Source organism: Sphingobium limneticum, assembly GCF_008710155.1.
Classification (GTDB): Bacteria; Pseudomonadota; Alphaproteobacteria; order Sphingomonadales; family Sphingomonadaceae; genus Sphingobium; species Sphingobium limneticum.
The window spans coordinates 189729-207262 of record NZ_VYPZ01000006.1; the positions used below are offsets into that span (position 1 = coordinate 189729).

General features: G+C 65.1%; 14 protein-coding genes. 9 read left to right on the forward strand and 5 right to left on the reverse strand.

The genetic code is table 11. The features are described 5' to 3' along the window. Nucleotides 1-131 precede the first annotated feature (131 nt). Both F4U94_RS10180 and F4U94_RS10185 read left to right on the forward strand, forming a co-directional pair. The gene (locus F4U94_RS10180; RefSeq protein WP_120249670.1) at nt 132-1307 is read left to right on the forward strand and encodes a vWA domain-containing protein; all 1176 of its coding nucleotides are present in this window, start codon (nt 132-134) and stop codon (nt 1305-1307) included. A gap of 58 nt (nt 1308-1365) precedes the next feature. Continuing rightward, nucleotides 1366-1911, forward strand: coding sequence for a DUF4136 domain-containing protein (locus F4U94_RS10185; RefSeq protein WP_120249669.1), 546 nt, complete (start codon nt 1366-1368; stop codon nt 1909-1911). Nucleotides 1912-2066: 155 nt separating this feature from the next. Here the strand turns inward: F4U94_RS10185 and F4U94_RS10190 are convergent, their stop codons facing one another. Together F4U94_RS10190 and F4U94_RS10195 are read right to left on the reverse strand one after the other, a co-directional pair. Next, the gene (locus F4U94_RS10190; RefSeq protein WP_120249668.1) at nt 2067-3152 is read right to left on the reverse strand and encodes an anhydro-N-acetylmuramic acid kinase; all 1086 of its coding nucleotides are present in this window, start codon (nt 3150-3152) and stop codon (nt 2067-2069) included. 187 nt (nt 3153-3339) lie between these two features. Continuing rightward, on the reverse strand, nt 3340-4110 hold the full coding sequence (locus F4U94_RS10195; protein WP_197716421.1) for a prephenate dehydrogenase: 771 nt from the start codon (nt 4108-4110) through the stop codon (nt 3340-3342). A 242-nt stretch (nt 4111-4352) separates the two neighbouring features. On the opposite strand from F4U94_RS10195, the gene tyrS reads away from it, so the two are divergent. Together tyrS and F4U94_RS10205 are read left to right on the forward strand one after the other, a co-directional pair. After that, the gene (gene tyrS / locus F4U94_RS10200) at nt 4353-5585 is read left to right on the forward strand and encodes a tyrosine--tRNA ligase (RefSeq protein WP_120249667.1); all 1233 of its coding nucleotides are present in this window, start codon (nt 4353-4355) and stop codon (nt 5583-5585) included. Between the two features lie 85 nt (nt 5586-5670). Continuing rightward, nucleotides 5671-6021 (forward strand): PilZ domain-containing protein, encoded by a 351-nt coding sequence (locus tag F4U94_RS10205; protein WP_120249666.1) that lies wholly within the window; start codon nt 5671-5673, stop codon nt 6019-6021. On the opposite strand, the gene F4U94_RS10210 is transcribed toward F4U94_RS10205, so the two are convergent. Beyond that, nucleotides 5993-7084, reverse strand: a complete 1092-nt coding sequence (locus F4U94_RS10210) for a mechanosensitive ion channel family protein (protein ID WP_170271924.1) — start codon at nt 7082-7084, stop codon at nt 5993-5995. The two genes, F4U94_RS10205 and F4U94_RS10210, sit on opposite strands and share 29 nt — an antisense overlap. A 250-nt stretch (nt 7085-7334) precedes the next feature. Then, nucleotides 7335-9398, reverse strand: a complete 2064-nt coding sequence (gene recG / locus F4U94_RS10215) for an ATP-dependent DNA helicase RecG (RefSeq protein WP_120249664.1) — start codon at nt 9396-9398, stop codon at nt 7335-7337. An 86-nt stretch (nt 9399-9484) separates the two neighbouring features. Here recG and F4U94_RS10220 point away from each other — a divergent pair, with 86 nt between their 5' ends. From F4U94_RS10220 to F4U94_RS10240, 5 genes are all read left to right on the forward strand, one after another. Continuing rightward, nucleotides 9485-9751 (forward strand): FAD assembly factor SdhE, encoded by a 267-nt coding sequence (locus F4U94_RS10220; protein ID WP_120249663.1) that lies wholly within the window; start codon nt 9485-9487, stop codon nt 9749-9751. Between the two features lie 137 nt (nt 9752-9888). Further along, entirely contained in the window at nt 9889-13362 is a 3474-nt protein-coding gene (gene mfd, locus F4U94_RS10225) for a transcription-repair coupling factor (protein ID WP_120249662.1), read from the forward strand. A 531-nt stretch (nt 13363-13893) separates the two neighbouring features. Beyond that, a complete protein-coding gene (locus tag F4U94_RS10230; protein WP_120249661.1) occupies nt 13894-14304 on the forward strand; it encodes a hypothetical protein in 411 nt (136 codons plus the stop codon). Then, the gene (locus F4U94_RS10235; RefSeq protein WP_120249660.1) at nt 14291-15028 is read left to right on the forward strand and encodes a TorF family putative porin; all 738 of its coding nucleotides are present in this window, start codon (nt 14291-14293) and stop codon (nt 15026-15028) included. Before F4U94_RS10230 ends, F4U94_RS10235 begins: the two co-directional genes overlap by 14 nt. Nucleotides 15029-15124: 96 nt before the next feature. Further along, the gene (locus tag F4U94_RS10240; protein ID WP_120249659.1) at nt 15125-15520 is read left to right on the forward strand and encodes an MAPEG family protein; all 396 of its coding nucleotides are present in this window, start codon (nt 15125-15127) and stop codon (nt 15518-15520) included. On the opposite strand, the gene F4U94_RS10245 is transcribed toward F4U94_RS10240, so the two are convergent. Next, nucleotides 15517-17532: a putative bifunctional diguanylate cyclase/phosphodiesterase gene (locus tag F4U94_RS10245; protein ID WP_120249658.1), complete on the reverse strand. Its 2016-nt coding sequence runs from the start codon at nt 17530-17532 to the stop codon at nt 15517-15519. The two genes, F4U94_RS10240 and F4U94_RS10245, sit on opposite strands and share 4 nt — an antisense overlap. Nucleotides 17533-17534: the final 2 nt, after the last annotated feature.

A 17534-nucleotide genomic window follows, 5' to 3' on the forward strand; every position in this document is an offset into this window, starting at 1 on the left:
GTGCGCCCCGCCGAAATCTATTATGACTGGATGATGACGGATTAACCATGCGCTGCAACACTTAATATTCGGACAATCCCGGCTCGCCGCGGCAGCTTGCATCCCCGCTGCCGCTGGCCGACAAGCGACCCATGCTGCTCAATTTTCTCGACGCCCTCCGCGCCGCCGGCATCAACGCCAGCATCAAGGAGCATCTGCTGCTGCTGGAGGCGCTGGATCGCGACGTTATCGCCCGCCGGCCGGAGGATTTCTATTATCTCGCCCGCGCCACCTATGTGAAGGATGAAGGGCTGCTGGACCGCTTCGATCAGGTGTTCGCCAAAGTCTTCAAGGGCGTACTCGATCAGGACGGCATCGAAGCCGACATTCCCGAAGAATGGCTGCTTCTCGTCGCCGAAAAATATCTCAGCCCGGAGGATATTGCGCAGATCAAGTCGCTGGGCGATTGGGACACGATCATGAAGACCCTCAAGGAGCGGCTGGAGGAACAGAAGGAGCGGCATCAGGGCGGCAATAAATGGATCGGCACCGGCGGCACCTCTCCCTTCGGCCATGGCGGCTATAATCCGGAGGGTATCCGGATCGGTGGCGAAAGCCGGCACAAGCGCGCGATCAAGGTCTGGGAAAAGCGTGAATTCGCGAACCTCGACAGCATGAAACAACTCGGCACCCGCAATATCAAGGTGGCGCTACGCCGCCTGCGCCGCTTCGCGCGGGAGGGCGCGGCGGACGAACTGGACCTCGACGAAACGGTCCGCGGCACCGCGCGGCAGGGCTGGCTCGACATCCGTATGCGGCCACAGCGCCATAATGCGGTGAAACTGCTGTTCTTCCTCGACGTCGGCGGCTCGATGGACCCGTTCGTCACCCTGTGCGAAGAACTTTTTTCCGCCGCGACCGGCGAATTCAAGAATATGGAATTTTTCTACTTCCATAACTGCCTGTACGAAGGCGTTTGGAAGGATAATCGCCGCCGCTTTTCGGAACGAACGCCGACATGGGACATCCTCCACAAATATGGCCATGACTATAAGGTGATCTTCGTCGGCGACGCGGCGATGAGCCCCTATGAGATCGCCCATCCGGGTGGCTCTGTCGAACATATGAATGAAGAAGCCGGCGCCGTCTGGCTGGACCGCGTCACCCGCACCTATCCCGCCACCGTCTGGCTCAATCCCGCGTCACAGGCGCATTGGGGCTATAGCCAGTCGACCCAGATGATCCGCGACCTGATGAACGACCGCATGTACCCCCTGACGATCGAAGGCATCGACGCCGCCATGCGGGAATTGACGCGCAAGCGGTAGCGGCTTGCCGTCCAACAACTTATATCCCGCCAGACCCGTTTTCCGGAGGAAGTTCGCCATGTTCACCCGCCAACAGGCAGCCCGCGCAGCCTTCGCCCTCCTCGCTTTGACGCCAGCCGCCACGCTCGCCGCCGCTCCGCCCACCGAAGGCACCATGGCCGTCGAGGCAAACAGCATCGATGCGGGGCAAGACCTGTTCCGCGACGCCACAGCCAGCGCTTTGGCGGACACGGGCTTCACCCTGCTGGACGGCGCCGGCCACGCCGCTTTCACGATGGACCTCGCAGTGTCGGTGACGCAGGTCGGGACCGTAGACGCAAAGGTCACCACCACAGGCCCGAAGATCGAGAATGGCGGCCTGAGGAGCGGGGTCGGATCGGCGGTCAAGATACAGGTGCCATCGGGCAAATCCCGCCGCGTGGCCCTGGAACGGACCCAACTCGACATGACCCTGCGCAAACGCGGCGAAACGGACGTGATATGGCGCGGTTCGGCCGTCACGGTCCGCAACTCCGCGACGCCGGGCAATATCGCGGCCGACCTGTCCAACGCCCTGCTGCGCCAATATCCGGCCCAATCCGACGCCGTCATCGGCGTGCCCTGAGCGCCAATTACAGCAGAACCTGCGTTTTTCCGTTCCCCGGCGCAGGCCGGGGCCCAGTCCCACGGCCTCAACTGGACGCCGGCCTGCCGCCGGGACTTCCCGATAGGATCAGCCCGGCATAACAAAATGTCGCATCCGGCGGGAAATATGCGAAGTTAAGCCCGAAACAACACCCCGCCGGTCATCGGCTCCGGCACCCCGGTCGTGCCGGGAAAGCTGATCGCCAACCCCCGCAAATGCCGCACCGCCATATAGGCGAAACCCTGCGCCTCCAGCGCATCGCCATCCCAGCCAAGGCCATCGACGCTCAACACCTGCGCCCCGGTCCGCGCCGCCAGCATCGCCATCAGCGTTGCATTATGCCGCCCACCGCCCGCGACATGGATCTGCGCCGGCCGCTCGGGCAGATGCTCCACCGCCCGCGCCACCGCCTCAGCGGTGAAAGCGGTCAGGGTCGCCGCGCCATCCTCCAGGCTCAGCCCCCGCACCGCCTCGATACTGAACTGCTCGCGGTCGATGCTCTTGGGCGGCGGCACGGCGAACCAGGGATCGGCCATCATCGCCGCCAGCCGCGCCGCATCCACCTGCCCCCGCGCAGCCGTGGCGCCGCCCTCATCATAGGCCGCGCCGCCATGCGTCTGCATCCAATTGTCGATCAACCCGCTCGCCATCCCGGTATCGAACGCGATCAGCGTCCCGTCCGACCCGATGAAGCTGATATTCGCCACCCCGCCCAGATTGAGGATCGCCGCCGGCTTGACCAGCCCGTCGGCCAGCGCCCGATGATAGACCGGCATCAGCGGCGCACCTTGTCCGCCTGCCGCCACATCGGCGCTGCGCAAGTCGGCCACGACCGGAATCCCGAACCCGCCGGCCAGCCCCGCGCCATCGCCGATCTGCCAGGTCCAATTCCATTCGGGCCGATGCGCGACGGTATGGCCATGAAAGCCGATCACGCCCACATCTTCCGCAATATGCCCGCTGCGCCCCAGCAGGTCCGCGACCGCCTGCACATGCCGTTCGGTCAATTCCACCTCGACCGACGCGATCAGCGGTTCGAAGCCCGGCTTCTCCATCGCCATCGCCCTCTGGCACGCCTCGGCCAGCCGCAACCGGAACCCGTCATCATAGGCCATCGCATGGAAAGCGACCGGCCGCGTCACCCCTTCCCCATCCGTCTCGATCAACGCCGCGTCGATCCCGTCGCGCGAAGTGCCGGACATCAATCCGATGGCGAGCATGGGGGCGTTGGTCACGGATGATCCTCTTATTTGCGGCATTTAGGAAAAAGCATGTAACCTAGGCCGTTCGTCCTGAGTAGCCGCTGAGCCTGTCGAAGCGGCGTATCGAAGGATAAGTCGCTTACCGCCCTTCGATATGCGACTTCGACTTCGCTCAGTCCCTACTCAGGACGAACGGAGTCATTCCTTATAGCCGGGCGATCGCTTGCGATAGAGGCCCCTCGCACTCCAGCCGCACCGCCTCCATCTCCGCGAAGAAACAATCCCGTGCCGCCGCCGAGAATGGATTGGTCTGCTCGATCGCCCGGCTCACCCCCACCGCATCATGGCGCACCATCTCCACCGCCTGTCGGATCAGGTCGAAACTGCGCGTGGTGATCCGCTCGGGCAGATGCTCCATCCGCAGCATCGCCTTGGCGATCAGGTGCGTCAGCCCCTGGGTGAAGGCCGCTTCGCGATCATGCTCCTCCGGCGTGGCGAACAGCACCGCCAGCCCGAACGTCCTGCGCAGGAAAGTCGCCACCCGTCGCGCCCTCGTCCCCCGCAACGGGCACAGCACGATCTTCAACCCTGCCATCCCCTGCCCCACGCTCTGCGGCCCGAACAAGGGGTGGGTGGCGATCAGGTCGACATGCGCGGGCAACTCTTCCCGCAATATCGCCGCCGGCTCGACCTTCACCGACCCCACGTCCATCACCAGCGCGCCGGGTTTCAGATACGGTGCCATCTCCCGGCAGACCGCCCGCATCGCCGCCACCGGCACCGCCAATATCACGATATCGCACCCACTCACCTGCGCCAGCGACGCCGGCTCGACACCCACCGGCATCTCAACCGCCCGCGCATCATGGGCCAGCACCGCAACATGCGGCGCCAGATACTCCGCCATCAACCGCCCGAAGGCGCCAAGGCCGATAATGCCCAAGCTGGGCCGGACAGGAGGGGAAAACAGGATCACGCAAAGCCTCGCTTCTTTTTGAAGAGAGCCGCGCAAATCTTTGGTCGGGGATTTTTCAGGATCAACCGCTGATTGGCGCAGCGGTTGAAAGGACGACAAGAAACCCACCGCTTATGTCAGCGGCGGTAATAGCTCCGGAACAGGATGACGTTTCTGGCCATGGAGCCGGGCTAGGCCGTTCGGCGAACCATGTCAACGCGAAGCCTTTTCGTCGCCCGGCCGCGATGCTACAGGCCCGCGCCATGAGCAACTATCAGTCCGATCTCCTACGCCTGCTGGAAACACGCGGCTACATCCACCAGATGACCGATGCGGAGGGGCTTGACGCCCTTGCCGGCAAGCAGGTGGTGCCGGGCTATATCGGCTTCGATCCGACCGCGCCGTCGCTGCATGTCGGGCATCTGGTGTCGATCATGATGCTGCGCCAGTTGCAGAAGGCGGGCCACAAGCCCATCATCCTGATGGGCGGCGGCACCGGCAAGATCGGCGATCCCAGCTTCAAGGACGAAGCGCGCAAGCTGCTGACGACCGATATCATCGCGGACAATGTCGCGAGCATCAAGCGCGTGTTCGAACGCTTCCTGACCTTCGCGCCTGAAGGTGAAGAGGGCGGTCCGACCGACGCGATCATGCTCGACAATGCCGAATGGCTCGACCGCCTGGAGTATATCCCCTTCCTGCGCGACATCGGCCAGCATTTCTCGGTCAACCGGATGCTGAGCTTCGATTCGGTCAAGACACGGCTCGACCGCGAACAGTCGCTCAGCTTCCTCGAATTCAACTATATGATCCTCCAGGCCTATGATTTTCTGGAGCTGTCGCGCCGCTCGGCCTGCCGCCTGCAAATGGGTGGCTCGGACCAGTGGGGCAATATCGTCAACGGCGTTGAACTCGCACGCCGCGTCGATGGGCAACAGGTGTTCGGCCTCACCACGCCTTTGCTCACCAATGCCGACGGCACGAAGATGGGCAAGACCGTTGGCGGCGCCGTCTGGCTGAATGAAGATCAGCTTTCGCATTACGACTATTGGCAATTCTGGCGGAACACCGCCGACGCCGACGTCGCCAATCGCCTGCGCCTCTTCACCGACCTGCCGATGGACGAGGTGAACCGCCTCGCCGCGCTGGAAGGCGCGGAGATCAACGAGGCGAAGAAGATCCTCGCCAACGAAGCCACCGCGCTCTGCCGTGGGCTCGACGCCGCGCAGGCTTCGGCCGAAACCGCGCGGCTGACCTTCGAGGAAGGCGCGTCGGACGCCAACCTGCCGACCGTCAGCCTGGGCGCCGAAGGCCTGACCGTGGTGCAGGCCGTCACGGGCCTGGGCTTTGCGACGTCGAACAAGGAAGTGCGCCGCAAGCTGGGCGAAAATGCGATCAAGCTGAATGGCGAGGTCGTCACCGATCCCGCCGCGACGCTCAAGGCCGGCGACAAGCTCAGCTTCGGCGCGAAGAAGCATGGCCTGATCGTCACCTGACCACAGAATCGGGAAAGAGCGTTAGCCGGCGGTTAACGCTCTTCTTTGGTAAAGCCTCCATTTTCGAAGGCGTAGAGGATGGACCATGTCCGTCTTCGCCAATCTCGGCCACGTCCTGCGCTCCCGCGACCCTGGGGTCGATCAGCGGCGCGCGGCGCGCGATCTGGTCGATATGCTCAGCCACATCACGACCGGTGGCCGCACCCATGGCATCCGGATCATCAATATCTCCGCGCTCGGCCTGATGTGCCGCAGCGACAGCAGCTTCATGGCGCACGAACAGGTCAGCGTCTGGCTGCCGATCGTGAAGGACTATGCGGCCGAAATCCGCTGGGTCGAGGATGGCCGGCTCGGCATGGAATTTCTGGAGCCGATCACGCCGCAAATCTACGACGCGATGCTCGGCCTCATCCCGCCGCGCCGGACGGCATGGTGATGAGCGGGCTGGTCAAGCCCCCCTCCGCCTCCAGTTTTTGACGTCCGCGGACCAGCGCTTCAGGCATTTCCGTACGCAGGAATGTCAGCATCGCCTCCCGCACCTCGCAGCGCAGGTCGAACGCGATGCCCGCATTGCGCGCCGATAACAACCCGCGCAGTTCCAGCGCATCGGCGCGATGATCCGTCACTTGCAGGATCGCGACCCGCCCGTCCCAGCGCCCGTTCGCCTTCACCGCCTCGACGAAGCGCGTGCGGATCCGCTCGATATCGGCGGTCGGATCGACATAGAGGAACACCGTGCCCAGCAGGTCCGACGTCTTGGTGGTCCAGTTCTGGAACGGCTTCTCCAGAAAATAGGATACAGGCACCACCATCCGCCGATCGTCCCAGATACGCACGATGACATAGGTCAGCTTGATCTCCTCGATCCGCCCCCATTCGCCTTCGATGATGACGACATCGTCCAGCCGGATCGGTTCGGAAAAGGCCATCTGGATGCCCGCGATCAGATTTTTGAGCGCCGGTTGCGCGGCCGCGCCCACCGCCAAAGCCGCCAGACCCGCCGATGCCATCAACGACACGCCGATCGTCCGCACACCCGGAATGGCGATCAGCATCATCGCGATCACCAGGAAACCGACGATACATTGGCATATGCGATAGAGGATGCTGATCTTCGTCCGCCGCCGCCGGGCTTTCAGATTATCCTCGACACTGATGTCGGCGCGCACCTCCAGCATCGCCTTGCCCGCGCGCATCAGGCGGAACACCAGCCAGCCGACCAGCCATGCGAAGACCATCCGCCCGCCGATCGACCATATATCCTCGGTGCGCGGCGCCAGGTCTAGCGACTTGAATCCCGCCCCCAGCGCCAGCAACACCACCAGCCAGCGCGTCGGCTGAAAGATGGCGGGCAACAGCACCGGCTCGATCTTGGAATGTTTCGCGACCCGCAGCGCGATCCAGTAAAGCGCCCAATGGATCAGGAACGCGGCAGCCACCGAAATGGCGATCGACATCACCGCCATCGGCGTGATGTGGGTCAGGCTGATATCGGTCATGCCAGGGGCAACGCAGGCGCGCCGCAGTTTGTTTCGCAGGTGCGAGATGTTTTTGGGAGGGGGCAGAAACGCCGGTTTTTATCCCTCTCCCCAAGGGGGAGAGGGCTGCGCAGACTTGGCAGCGTGCTGCCTAGTCGGAGCTGGGTGAGGGGGTCAGCGCCCCATCGAACGCACGCGCCCCCTCATCCAACTCCGCCTAGCCGCTACGCGAAGGCTCCATATCCTTCTCCATCAAGGGGAGAAGGAAAAATCACCCCCCCCTGAGCAACCCCACAGCCGCATCCTTCTCGAACAGATAGAGGCACGTCCGCGCCGCCTGCCCCCGCGCACTGTCGAGGCCACCGTCCCGCTCGATCAGCAGATGCGCGTCATCCCGCGCACTATCCACCAGTGCGGCGACATGCTCTGGCGTCGCGACCTTCAGTTCCGCCTCGCCCGACTGGCGCGTACCCAGCACCTCGCCCGCGCCGCGCAGCTTCAGATCCTCTTCTGCGATGCGGAACCCGTCATTCGTCTCCCGCATCAGCGCCAGCCGCGCCCGCGACGTTTCGCCCAGCGCATTGCCGCGCAGCAGCAGGCAGGTAGACGGCTTGTCACCACGCCCCACCCGCCCGCGCAACTGGTGCAACTGCGCCAGCCCGAACCGGTCCGCACCCTCGATGATGATCAGGCTGCTGTTGGGCACGTCCACGCCCACTTCGATCACCGTGGTCGCCACCAATATCTGCGTCCGATTGGCCGAAAAGGCCTCCATCGCCGCGTCCTTGTCCGGTCCCTTCATGCGACCATGGACCAGCCCGACCCGCTCCCCGAACCGCGCCCGCAGCGACTCCGCGCGCATTTCCGCCGCCGCCTGATCGCTCGTCTCGCTTTCCTCGACCAGCGGGCACACCCAATAGGCCTGCCCCCCGCCCTCGACATGGCGGGCCAGCGCCTCCACCACCTCGTCCAGCCGGGTGGCGGCCATCACCAACGTCTGGATCGGCTGGCGCCCCGGCGGCATTTCGTCCAGTCGCGACACTTCCATCTCGCCATAATAGGTCAGCGTCAGCGTGCGCGGGATCGGCGTCGCCGTCATCACCAGCAGGTGCGGCGATCGCTCCGCCTTGCTCGCCAGCATCATCCGCTGCGCCACGCCGAAGCGATGCTGTTCGTCGATCACCGCCAGACCCAGCGCCTTATATTGCACCGCTTCCTGAAAAATGGCGTGCGTGCCGACGAGGATGTCGATGCTCCCATCCGCCAGCCCCATCAGCGTCGCTTCGCGCACCTTGCCCTTCTCGCGCCCGGTCAGGATCGCAATCTCGATCGGCAGGCCCGACGCCATTTTCCGCAGCGTCTCATAATGTTGCCGCGCGAGGATTTCGGTCGGCGCCAGCATCGCGCCCTGCATCCCGGCCTCGACCGCATTCAGCAGCGCCATCAGCGCCACCAAAGTCTTGCCCGACCCGACATCGCCCTGAAGCAGGCGCAGCATCGGCGTCGCCTGCGCCATGTCGCCGTCAATCTCGCCGATCGACCGCCGCTGCGCGCCCGTCGGCGCAAAGGGCAGTTTCAGCATATCGCGCAACCGCCCGTCGCCCTGTATCGACACGCCGCGCCGCCGCCGCGACGATTGCCGCACCAGCATCAGCGCCAGCTGCCCCGCGAAAATCTCGTCATAGGCCAGCCGCTCGCGCGCCTTGGCGTCCGACGGATCGGCATGGACCCGCCCCAGCGCCTCCCGCCACGCGGGCCAGCCCTTGCGCGCCAGCAGGCTCGGCTCGATCCATTCCGGCAATTCCGGCGCCCGCGTCAGCGCCTGCGCCGCGATATCCCGCATCCGGTTGTTGGTCAGCCCTTCGGACAGGCCATAGACCGATTCGCGCGCCGGCACCGTGTCCGCTTCTTCGGGCGGCAGCACATAGTCGGGATGCACCATCTGGAGATTGTCGCCATAGGCCTCCAGCTTGCCGGACACGAATTTGGGTTCGTTGAGTGGCAACAGCTTGCGCGGCCAGCCGCTATTCTTCCCGAAATAGACGAGGGATACGACATTCGCCCTTTTGTCGATCGCCTGCACCCGGAAAGGGGCGCGCGGGCTGCTGCTCGCCTTATAATCCACCGGCGTCAGTATCGTGCCGATCACCCGCCCCGCGTCGGCCATGTCCAGTTCGTCGGTCAGGTGCCGGTCCACCCAGCTGACCGGGATATGGAAGGCGACATCGACCGCGCGCGCCAGCCCCAGCCGCTCCAGCGGACGGGCAAGCGCGGGGCCGATCCCCTTGAACAGGGATATTTCGGCAAAGAGCGGATTGAGAATATCGGGTCGCATGGCTATCTGCTGCGCTCTAACCTAGCCGGGGCAGTCATACAAATCCCCGATCGGCCATTTTGCCATGCCCGCAAAAGGAACAAATTGTGAACGACAATCCCCAGATGCGCCGCATCAAATTCCGGGCCTGGCATCGCGGCACGCGGGAAGCGGACTATACGGTCGGCGGTTTCTTCGAACGCTATTACACGACATGGAACCCGGAAGAAATCGCCTGGTTCGAACGGTTCATGGAGGAGCAGGATGCCGACATCATCGGCTGGGCGCTCGGCACCATCCCCGTTCCCGAAGAATGGAAAGGCCCGATGATGGACAAGTTCCTGAAACTCGATTTCGTGAAGATCGAAAATTGACACATCCTCCCCTGCAAGGGGAGGTGACAGGGCGCAGCCCTGACGGAGGGGTAGCAACCTCTCGATAGCGTGACACCCCTCCACCGCCTGCGGCGGTCCCCCTCCCCTTGCAGGGGAGGAATGATGAGCGAAATGATATGACCGATCTCCAGAAAATCCTGAAGGCGAAGGCGCCGCTCACTCTGTCGGGCGTGCCCGCCGGTTTCCAGCCCTGGTTGCTGGCCGACATCGCCCGCGCGGCCGGCGCTGCGGGTGGCCGCGCCGTCTTCATCGCATCGGACGAGCAGTTGATGCGCGCCGTCGCGGACACGGCGCATTATTTCGCGCCGGAGATCGAAATCATCGAAATCCCCGCCTGGGACTGCCTGCCCTACGATCGCGCCAGCCCCTCGCTCCGCGCCGCGTCCGCCCGACTCGCGGGCCTCCACGCCTTGCAGGCCAAGCCCAAAGGCCCGCAACTGGTCGTCACCACGCTGGCCGCCATGACCCAGCGCACCCTGACGCCCTTCCGCGTCCGCCAACTGGTCGCCAAACTCGCGCCCAAGGAACGGATCGCCATCCAGAAGCTGGCCGAAATGCTGCAAGCGAACGGCTATGTCCGCACCGACACGGTGCATGACCGGGGCGAATTCGCCATTCGCGGCGGCATCGTCGATCTCTTCCCCGGCGGCGAGGAGATGCCGCTGCGCCTCGACTTCTTCGGTGACGAGATCGAGACGGTCCGCCGCTTCGACCCGTCCGACCAGCGCACGATCGAGAATGTCGACGGCTTCACCCTCCTTCCCGCGTCGGAAGCCCTGCTGGACGAAGACACGATCAAGCGCTTCCGTGGCCGCTACCGCGAAACATTCGGCGCGACCGCGACCGGCGACCCGCTCTATCAGGCGGTCAGCGACGGCCGGCGTCTGGCCGGCATGGAACATTGGCTGCCTCTGTTCGAGGAAAAGCTGGTTCCCCTGACCGATCACCTCGGCGAAGGCACCGTCCTCATCCGCGACCATGGCGTCGCCGGCGCAGCGGAAAGCCGGTTCGAGGCGATCCGCGATTATCACGCCAACCGCGTGCAGGCGAAATCGTCCGATCCCGGCTCCTATCGCCCGCTAAAGCCCGACGCCCTTTACCTGAACGCCGCCGAATGGGACGCCGCCGTCGCGACGCTCCCCATGCACGGCACGACCCCCTTCCACGAACCGGACAGCGCGACCGTCCTCGACTTCAGCGTCGATGGCCCCCGCGATTTCGCCCCCGAACGCGCACAGAACACGAACATCTACGAAGCGGTCGGCAAGCACATCGCCGCCCTGCGCCGCGACAAGAAGAAGGTCGTGATCGCCAGCTATTCCGGCGGCGCGCGTGAGCGCCTCTCCGGCCTGCTCGCCGACCATGGCGTCGCCCGCCTCGCCGCCGCCGACAACTGGCAGGAAGCATTGGGCACCGCCGCCAATGGCAGCGTGACGCTCACCGTCCTGCCGCTCGACCATGGCTTCACCGCGCCCGACGTCGCCGTCCTCACCGAACAGGATATGCTGGGCGACCGCCTCGTCCGCCGCGCCAAGCGCAAGAAAAGCGCCGACGCCTTCCTTCAGGAACTGGCCACCCTCTCGCCCGGCGACCTCGTCGTCCATATGGATCACGGTATCGGCCGCTATGAAGGGCTGACCCAGATCCCGGTGGCGAAGGCTCCGCATGATTGCGTGGCGCTCACCTATGCCGGCGGCGACAAACTGTACGTCCCGGTCGAAAATCTCGAAGTCCTGTCCCGCTACGGCTCCGAAAACGAAGGCGTCAGCCTCGACAAGCTGGGCGGCGAAGCCTGGCAGCGGCGCAAGGCGAAGATGAAGGAGCGAATCCGCGAAATCGCGGGCGAACTCCTGAAAACCGCCGCCGAACGCGCCCTGCGCGCCGCCACCGTCGCTGAACCCGATCAGGCTGGCTATCCCGCCTTCGTCGACCGCTTCCCCTATCAGGAAACCGAGGATCAGGACCGTGCCATTACCGATGTCGTAGAGGATCTGGGATCGGGCAAGCCGATGGACCGCCTCGTCTGCGGCGACGTCGGCTTCGGCAAGACCGAGGTTGCTTTGCGCGCCGCTTTCGTCGCGGCGATGGCGGGGATGCAGGTCGTGGTCATCTGCCCCACCACACTCCTTGCGCGCCAGCACCACATGAATTTCGAGGAGCGCTTCCGCGGCTTCCCCGTCAATATCGGCCGCCTCTCCCGCCTCGTCCCCGACAAGGAAGCGAAGGCGACCAAGGCGGGCCTGGCCGACGGCACGATCGACATCGTGGTCGGCACCCATGCCCTGCTGGCCAAGGGGCTGGAGTTCAAGCGCCTCGGCCTCGTCATCGTGGACGAAGAACAGCGTTTCGGCGTTACCCACAAGGAACGGCTGAAGTCCCTCAAAACCGACGTCCATGTCCTGACGCTAACCGCCACGCCGATCCCGCGCACGCTGCAAATGGCGATGTCGGGCCTGCGCGAACTCTCCGTCATACAAACCCCGCCGGTCGATCGCCTGGCGGTGCGCACCTACATCATGCCTTGGGACGGCGTGGTGATCCGCGAAGCCCTGCTGCGCGAACATTATCGCGGCGGTCAGAGCTTCTTCGTCGTGCCCCGCATCGCCGACCTCACCGAAGTCGAGGAGTTCCTGCGCACCGAAGTCCCCGAAATCAAACCCATCGTCGCCCATGGCCAGATGAGCGCCACCGATGTCGAGGAACGCATGTCCGCTTTCTACGACAAGCGTTACGATGTCCTCCTGTCCACCACGATCGTGGAATCCGGCCTCGACATTCCCAGCGCCAACACGCTCATCATCCACCGCGCCGACCGCTTCGGTCTCGCCCAACTCTATCAGCTGCGCGGCCGCGTGGGCCGGTCGAAGACGCGCGCCTATGCCTATTTCACCACGCCGGCCAACCGCATCATCACCGAAACGGCGGAAAAGCGGCTCAAGGTCTTGTCCGACCTCGACACGCTGGGCGCGGGCTTCCAGCTGGCCTCCCACGATCTCGACATTCGTGGCGCGGGCAACCTCGTCGGCGACGAACAATCGGGCCATATCAAGGAAGTCGGCTTCGAACTCTATCAGTCGATGCTGGAGGAGGCGATCATGGACGCCAAGGCTGGCGGCGTCGGTATCGAGCGCCGCAGCGACAGCTTCTCGCCCCAGATCAGCGTCGATGCGCCCATCCTCATCCCGGACGATTATGTCCCCGACCTTGACCTCCGCATGGGTCTCTATCGCCGCATCAACGAACTGGAAGACCGCAACGGCCTCGAATCCTTTGCCGCCGAACTGATCGACCGTTTCGGCAAGCTGCCGCTGCCGACGCAAAATCTGCTCAAGATCATAGAGATCAAGCAAAACTGCCTGATCGCCAACATCTCGAAGATCGATGTGGGACCGAAGGGCGCGCTGGTCAGCTTCTTCGAGGATCGCTTCCCCAAGCCGGCCGGCCTCGTCGCCTATGTCCAGAAACTCAACGGCGTCGCCCGCCTGCGCCCCGACAGCAAGATCGTCGTCGAACGCGCCTGGCCCGACCCACAGGCCCGCCTCAACGGCGCGCTGCAATTGTCGAAGGGGCTGATGAAGGCAGCAGGGTAACAACTGACAATGGCGTGAACCTACATCTCTGTTCCCCGGCGCAGGCCGGGGTCCAGCTCCACGGTCTGAACTGGCCCCCGGCCTGCGCCGGGGAACGCTCCCTATGAGGCAAGCCCATATATCTGAGCGCAGCGATCTTCCTCTGTCCTACTCGACATTTCTCTGATCTATCCTGCCGGATGGACCAGCCCCGCCATAGCCCCGGCCCGACCCGCCGCCCCAGCCAAAGCCGTGACTTGCCTGTGACCTATCCGGCGCGCAGATGCCGCGTTCCGATGATCCAACCGACGCCTCGATGCCGCACCACAGACGCATCGCCGTCGCACACCCGTCGCACTTGCCCCGAGAAACCGCAAAAACACTGGCCCAGCGACACTGTGAACTTCGCCGGTGACGCGCCATGATGACCTTCCGATCCGACCCTCATGTCGCCATTCCTCATCGTCGGGAAACGCGACAGCAACAGTGGAAATCTAAATCCTGCCATGACGACCGGGCGGCAAAGTCCGGCGTCGCAGCAGGAGAATGAATATGAGCATCACCCTCATCGCGCTGGCCGCCGCCGCCGCGTCGCACAGCGTCACCATCGACCATCAAGGCCAGCAACTGGGCGCAACCTACACCGCGCGCACCGAAATGCGCACCAAGACGATCGGCGCCAAGACCCCCAACCGCATGGACAATCAGCGTTGCCAGTGGACCGCGACCGTGGTCGTCGACCGCAAGCTAGATCATGGCCCGGCGCTGGCCCGCACCATCGCCACCGACAAGCAATTTTCGGGCAGCGAAGCCGGCGCCTGCACGCCCGGTCGCAATTCGGGCGCGCGCAACCTTGCCCAGCATCGCGAAAAGATAGAAGCGCATCTGGTCGCAGTCGCTCAGGCCGACCGCGCGCCTCTTCTGGCTGAACTGGACTCGGTACGTAATCTTGCATCCAACTGATCGTCTTCGCCGCTCGGCATGGCTGGGAGCGCTCCTGCTCGCCGGCCATGCCCATGCTGCTACCGCCCAAAACGCATCCGGCATCACCGCCACGCTCGAAGCCGCCAGCGACGAACGCCGTCGCGGCCTCAGCTGGAGCGATGGCGACGCGGTACTGCGCGGCTCAGTCTCCGTGCCCGTCGCCGATGGCCTCAGCCTCGACGGCGCCGCCACGACGCTCTGGGGCAGCAACCGCCATGGCGGCGTTGACGCCGTGCTGGATCTTGGCGCCACCTATGCCAGGGATCTGGGCGGTTTCCGCCTGACTGGCGAAGGCCGCTACCACCTCTTCCCCGGCGCCTCGAACCAGGGCTATGGCGAAGTCGGCGCGATCGCCGGTTTCACGCTCGGCCCGGCCAATCTCGATCTCGGCGCCCGCTACGCCCCGCGCCAGTCGGCGATCGGCGGCGACAATCTCTATCTCTCGACCAGCGCGGCGGTCGGCATCCCCGGCACGCCCTTCACCCTGTCCGGCCATGTGGGTCGGTCATCGGGCGACGTGCGCGATCCCCTCCGCGCCGCCCGCCTGCGCCCGGACGGCAACTATTGGGACCATGGCGTCGCGCTCGACTGGTATCAGGGCCGCTGGTCCGCCGGCCTGCGCTATGCCGATACGGACATCGACGCGCCCGACAGCGCGCATGCCGGCGCCAGCCTGATCGCAAGGGTCGGCTTCACGCTCTAAGCCACCCCGTTCGTTTCGAGCCTGTCGAGAAACGGAAAGCACGGCCCTGTCCTACATCCTCCCGCCTTGCTACAAGTGCGGCGGGAGGACATCTTCATGCCTGTAGAACTGACCATCATCGCCTGGGGCATGATCCTGCTCCTCGTCCACATCTTCGCCGCCGCGCATGTGAAGACGAAGCAATATGGCCCCAAATGGAATATGGGCGCGCGCGACGAAAGCCTGCCGCCGCTCAACCCCATCGCCGGCCGCCTCGCCCGCGCGGAAGCCAATTACAAGGAAACCCTGCCCATCGCCATCGTCGCGCTGATCGGCGTGGTCGTAGCCGGGCGGACGAGCGAATGGACGGCGCTGGGCGGCTGGATCTGGCTTAGCGCGCGTATCGTCTACCTGCCGCTCTACGGCTTTGGCGTGCCGGTCGTGCGCACCATCATCTTCATGGCCAGCCTTGTCGGGCTGCTGATCGCCCTCTGGCCGCTGCTCGGTTTCTAACCCGCCAGCACCAGATTGATGAGGTCGGCGGAAGACACGCCCGCCGACCGCAGGAAGCCCTGATAATAGTCGCATCCTTCGCGCGACAGCAGGGCAAGCTGCTCTTCCGTCTCGACCCCTTCGGCAATCACCTTCAGCCCCAGAGACTTGGCCATGTGGATGACCCCGCGCACGATGATCCGGTCCCGCGCGGTCCCGGCGATATCCTGCGCCAGTCCGCTATCGATCTTCAGATAATCGAGCGGCAGGTTCTTCAGGTAAGCCAGACTGGAATAGCCCGTGCCGAAATCATCGATCGCAACCCCCAGCCCTTCGGCCCGCAGCGCCGTCAACAGTGCAGACGCCGCGCCGACATCTTCGATCAGCCCGCTCTCGGTTATCTCCACCGTCAACCGAGACCGGGGAAAGCCGCTGCGGTCCACCAGCCCCAGAAAATCGACCATGAAACCCGGCTGCGCGATATCCGCCGCCGTCACGTTGATCGACAGCCGCAACTCCGCCAGCGCCCGTGGCCAGGCCGCCGCCTGCCGCAGCGCCTCGGCCTGAATATGCGCGGACAGCGGCAGCATATAGTCGGACCGCTCGGCCGTAGCGAACAATATGCCCGCGCCCAGCGGCCCATAATGCGCATGATTCCACCGGGCCAGCGCCTCGACACCGCTGATCTTGTCGGAATCGACCGGATATTGCGGCTGGAACACGATGCTGATCTCGCCCCGGTCCAGCGCCAGCCGCAGGTCGGTTTCCAGCCGGTCGGCATCCACCTGCCGGCTCTGCTTTTCGGCCGACAGGATGCGGATGCCCTCGCCCCCTGCCTGCCGCGCGTCGGACAGAGCGGTGCCGGCGCGGCGCAGCAATTGCGTCACATCATCCTCCGCACGCGCCTGCGCGATGCCGCAGCGGGCGATCAGGCGAATGAGGTGATCCCCGGCGCTGAACGGCTGCCCGACCGCGCCGATCAACTGCCGCGCCAAAAATGTCGCCCGGTCGCTGCCCGCCACTTCGCCGGTCAGGCCGACCAGAAATTCGGTCCCGGCGATGCGCGCGACCATGGTGCCGGGCGCGACATCGTCCACCATCCGCTCGATCCGCCGGGCGATCCGCCCCAGCAGCGCGTCGCCCACCACCTGGCCATAGGCGGCGTTCATCCGGTCGAACTGGCTGATCGACAGCAGCAGGATCGTCGTCGGCAATCCCGCCCGCCGGTCCAGCCAGTCGAGCGCCGCCTGCCGCGATCGCAATCCGGTCAGGTGATCGCGGCTGCCGCCATCCTGCGCCTGCCCGTCCGACAGCCATTCGACATCGGCGGCAATGGCGCCATCGGCCTCCCGCAGATGATGCACCAGCCGCTGCCCCGGCCGCGCGGGCAATCCATGCGCCAACACCGCCGGGCGGCCCGACAGCCGCATCATCCTGAGCGCCGCCAGCAACGTCCGCCGCTCCACCCTTGGCAGCCGCCGAACGAGCGCCGCCGGCGCGATCCGCGCCGCATCCACGCCCAGATGCTGCGCCAGGCTGTCGCTCAGCCGCAGCAACCCGTCATGCCCCAACGCCCAATAGAGCGCGTCCCCGCGCCTTATGCGCTGCGCCCGCTGATTATGGGCGACCCCGCCGCCCAGCCGCTCGACCAGCCGATGCGCGGACGTCAGCGCGGCATTCAGCCGCAGGTCCGTCACCGGCCCGGCCAGATAATGGGTCGCCCCCACCGCCAGCAGCGCGGGCACCTGGTCCAGATGGCGTTCGTCGATCAGGATCAGGATCGCGCCGCCACCAGCCTCCATCGCCGGTACCAGCGGCGCCAGCAGATTGCCGACGTCGCCGCCGCCACGCAGGTCGACCAGCGCGATCTGCGCCTCGCTATGCAGGTACCGTTGCGGCGCGTCCTTGGCCCGCCGCGCGCCGATCGCGCGCCAGCCAAGGCTCTGCGCAATCTGGATCAGCCCGTCCCGGTCGCCCGGCGACAGGATGAACAGGCTGCGCTGGCCTTCCGCGCTCTGATCCCCGCTTGTCAATA

Bases quoted from the DNA above. Each gene is read 5' to 3' on its own strand.
- F4U94_RS10210 (WP_170271924.1), bottom strand. From the start codon at position 7,084: ATGACCGATATCAGCCTGACCCACATCACGCCGATGGCGGTGATGTCG.
- F4U94_RS10240 (WP_120249659.1), top strand. From the start codon at position 15,125: ATGCCTGTAGAACTGACCATCATCGCCTGGGGCATGATCCTGCTCCTC.
- F4U94_RS10190 (WP_120249668.1), bottom strand. From the start codon at position 3,152: ATGCTCGCCATCGGATTGATGTCCGGCACTTCGCGCGACGGGATCGAC.
- F4U94_RS10180 (WP_120249670.1), top strand. From the start codon at position 132: ATGCTGCTCAATTTTCTCGACGCCCTCCGCGCCGCCGGCATCAACGCC.
- F4U94_RS10230 (WP_120249661.1), top strand. From the start codon at position 13,894: ATGAGCATCACCCTCATCGCGCTGGCCGCCGCCGCCGCGTCGCACAGC.
- tyrS (WP_120249667.1), top strand. From the start codon at position 4,353: ATGAGCAACTATCAGTCCGATCTCCTACGCCTGCTGGAAACACGCGGC.
- F4U94_RS10185 (WP_120249669.1), top strand. From the start codon at position 1,366: ATGTTCACCCGCCAACAGGCAGCCCGCGCAGCCTTCGCCCTCCTCGCT.
- F4U94_RS10205 (WP_120249666.1), top strand. From the start codon at position 5,671: ATGTCCGTCTTCGCCAATCTCGGCCACGTCCTGCGCTCCCGCGACCCT.
- recG (WP_120249664.1), bottom strand. From the start codon at position 9,398: ATGCGACCCGATATTCTCAATCCGCTCTTTGCCGAAATATCCCTGTTC.
- mfd (WP_120249662.1), top strand. From the start codon at position 9,889: ATGACCGATCTCCAGAAAATCCTGAAGGCGAAGGCGCCGCTCACTCTG.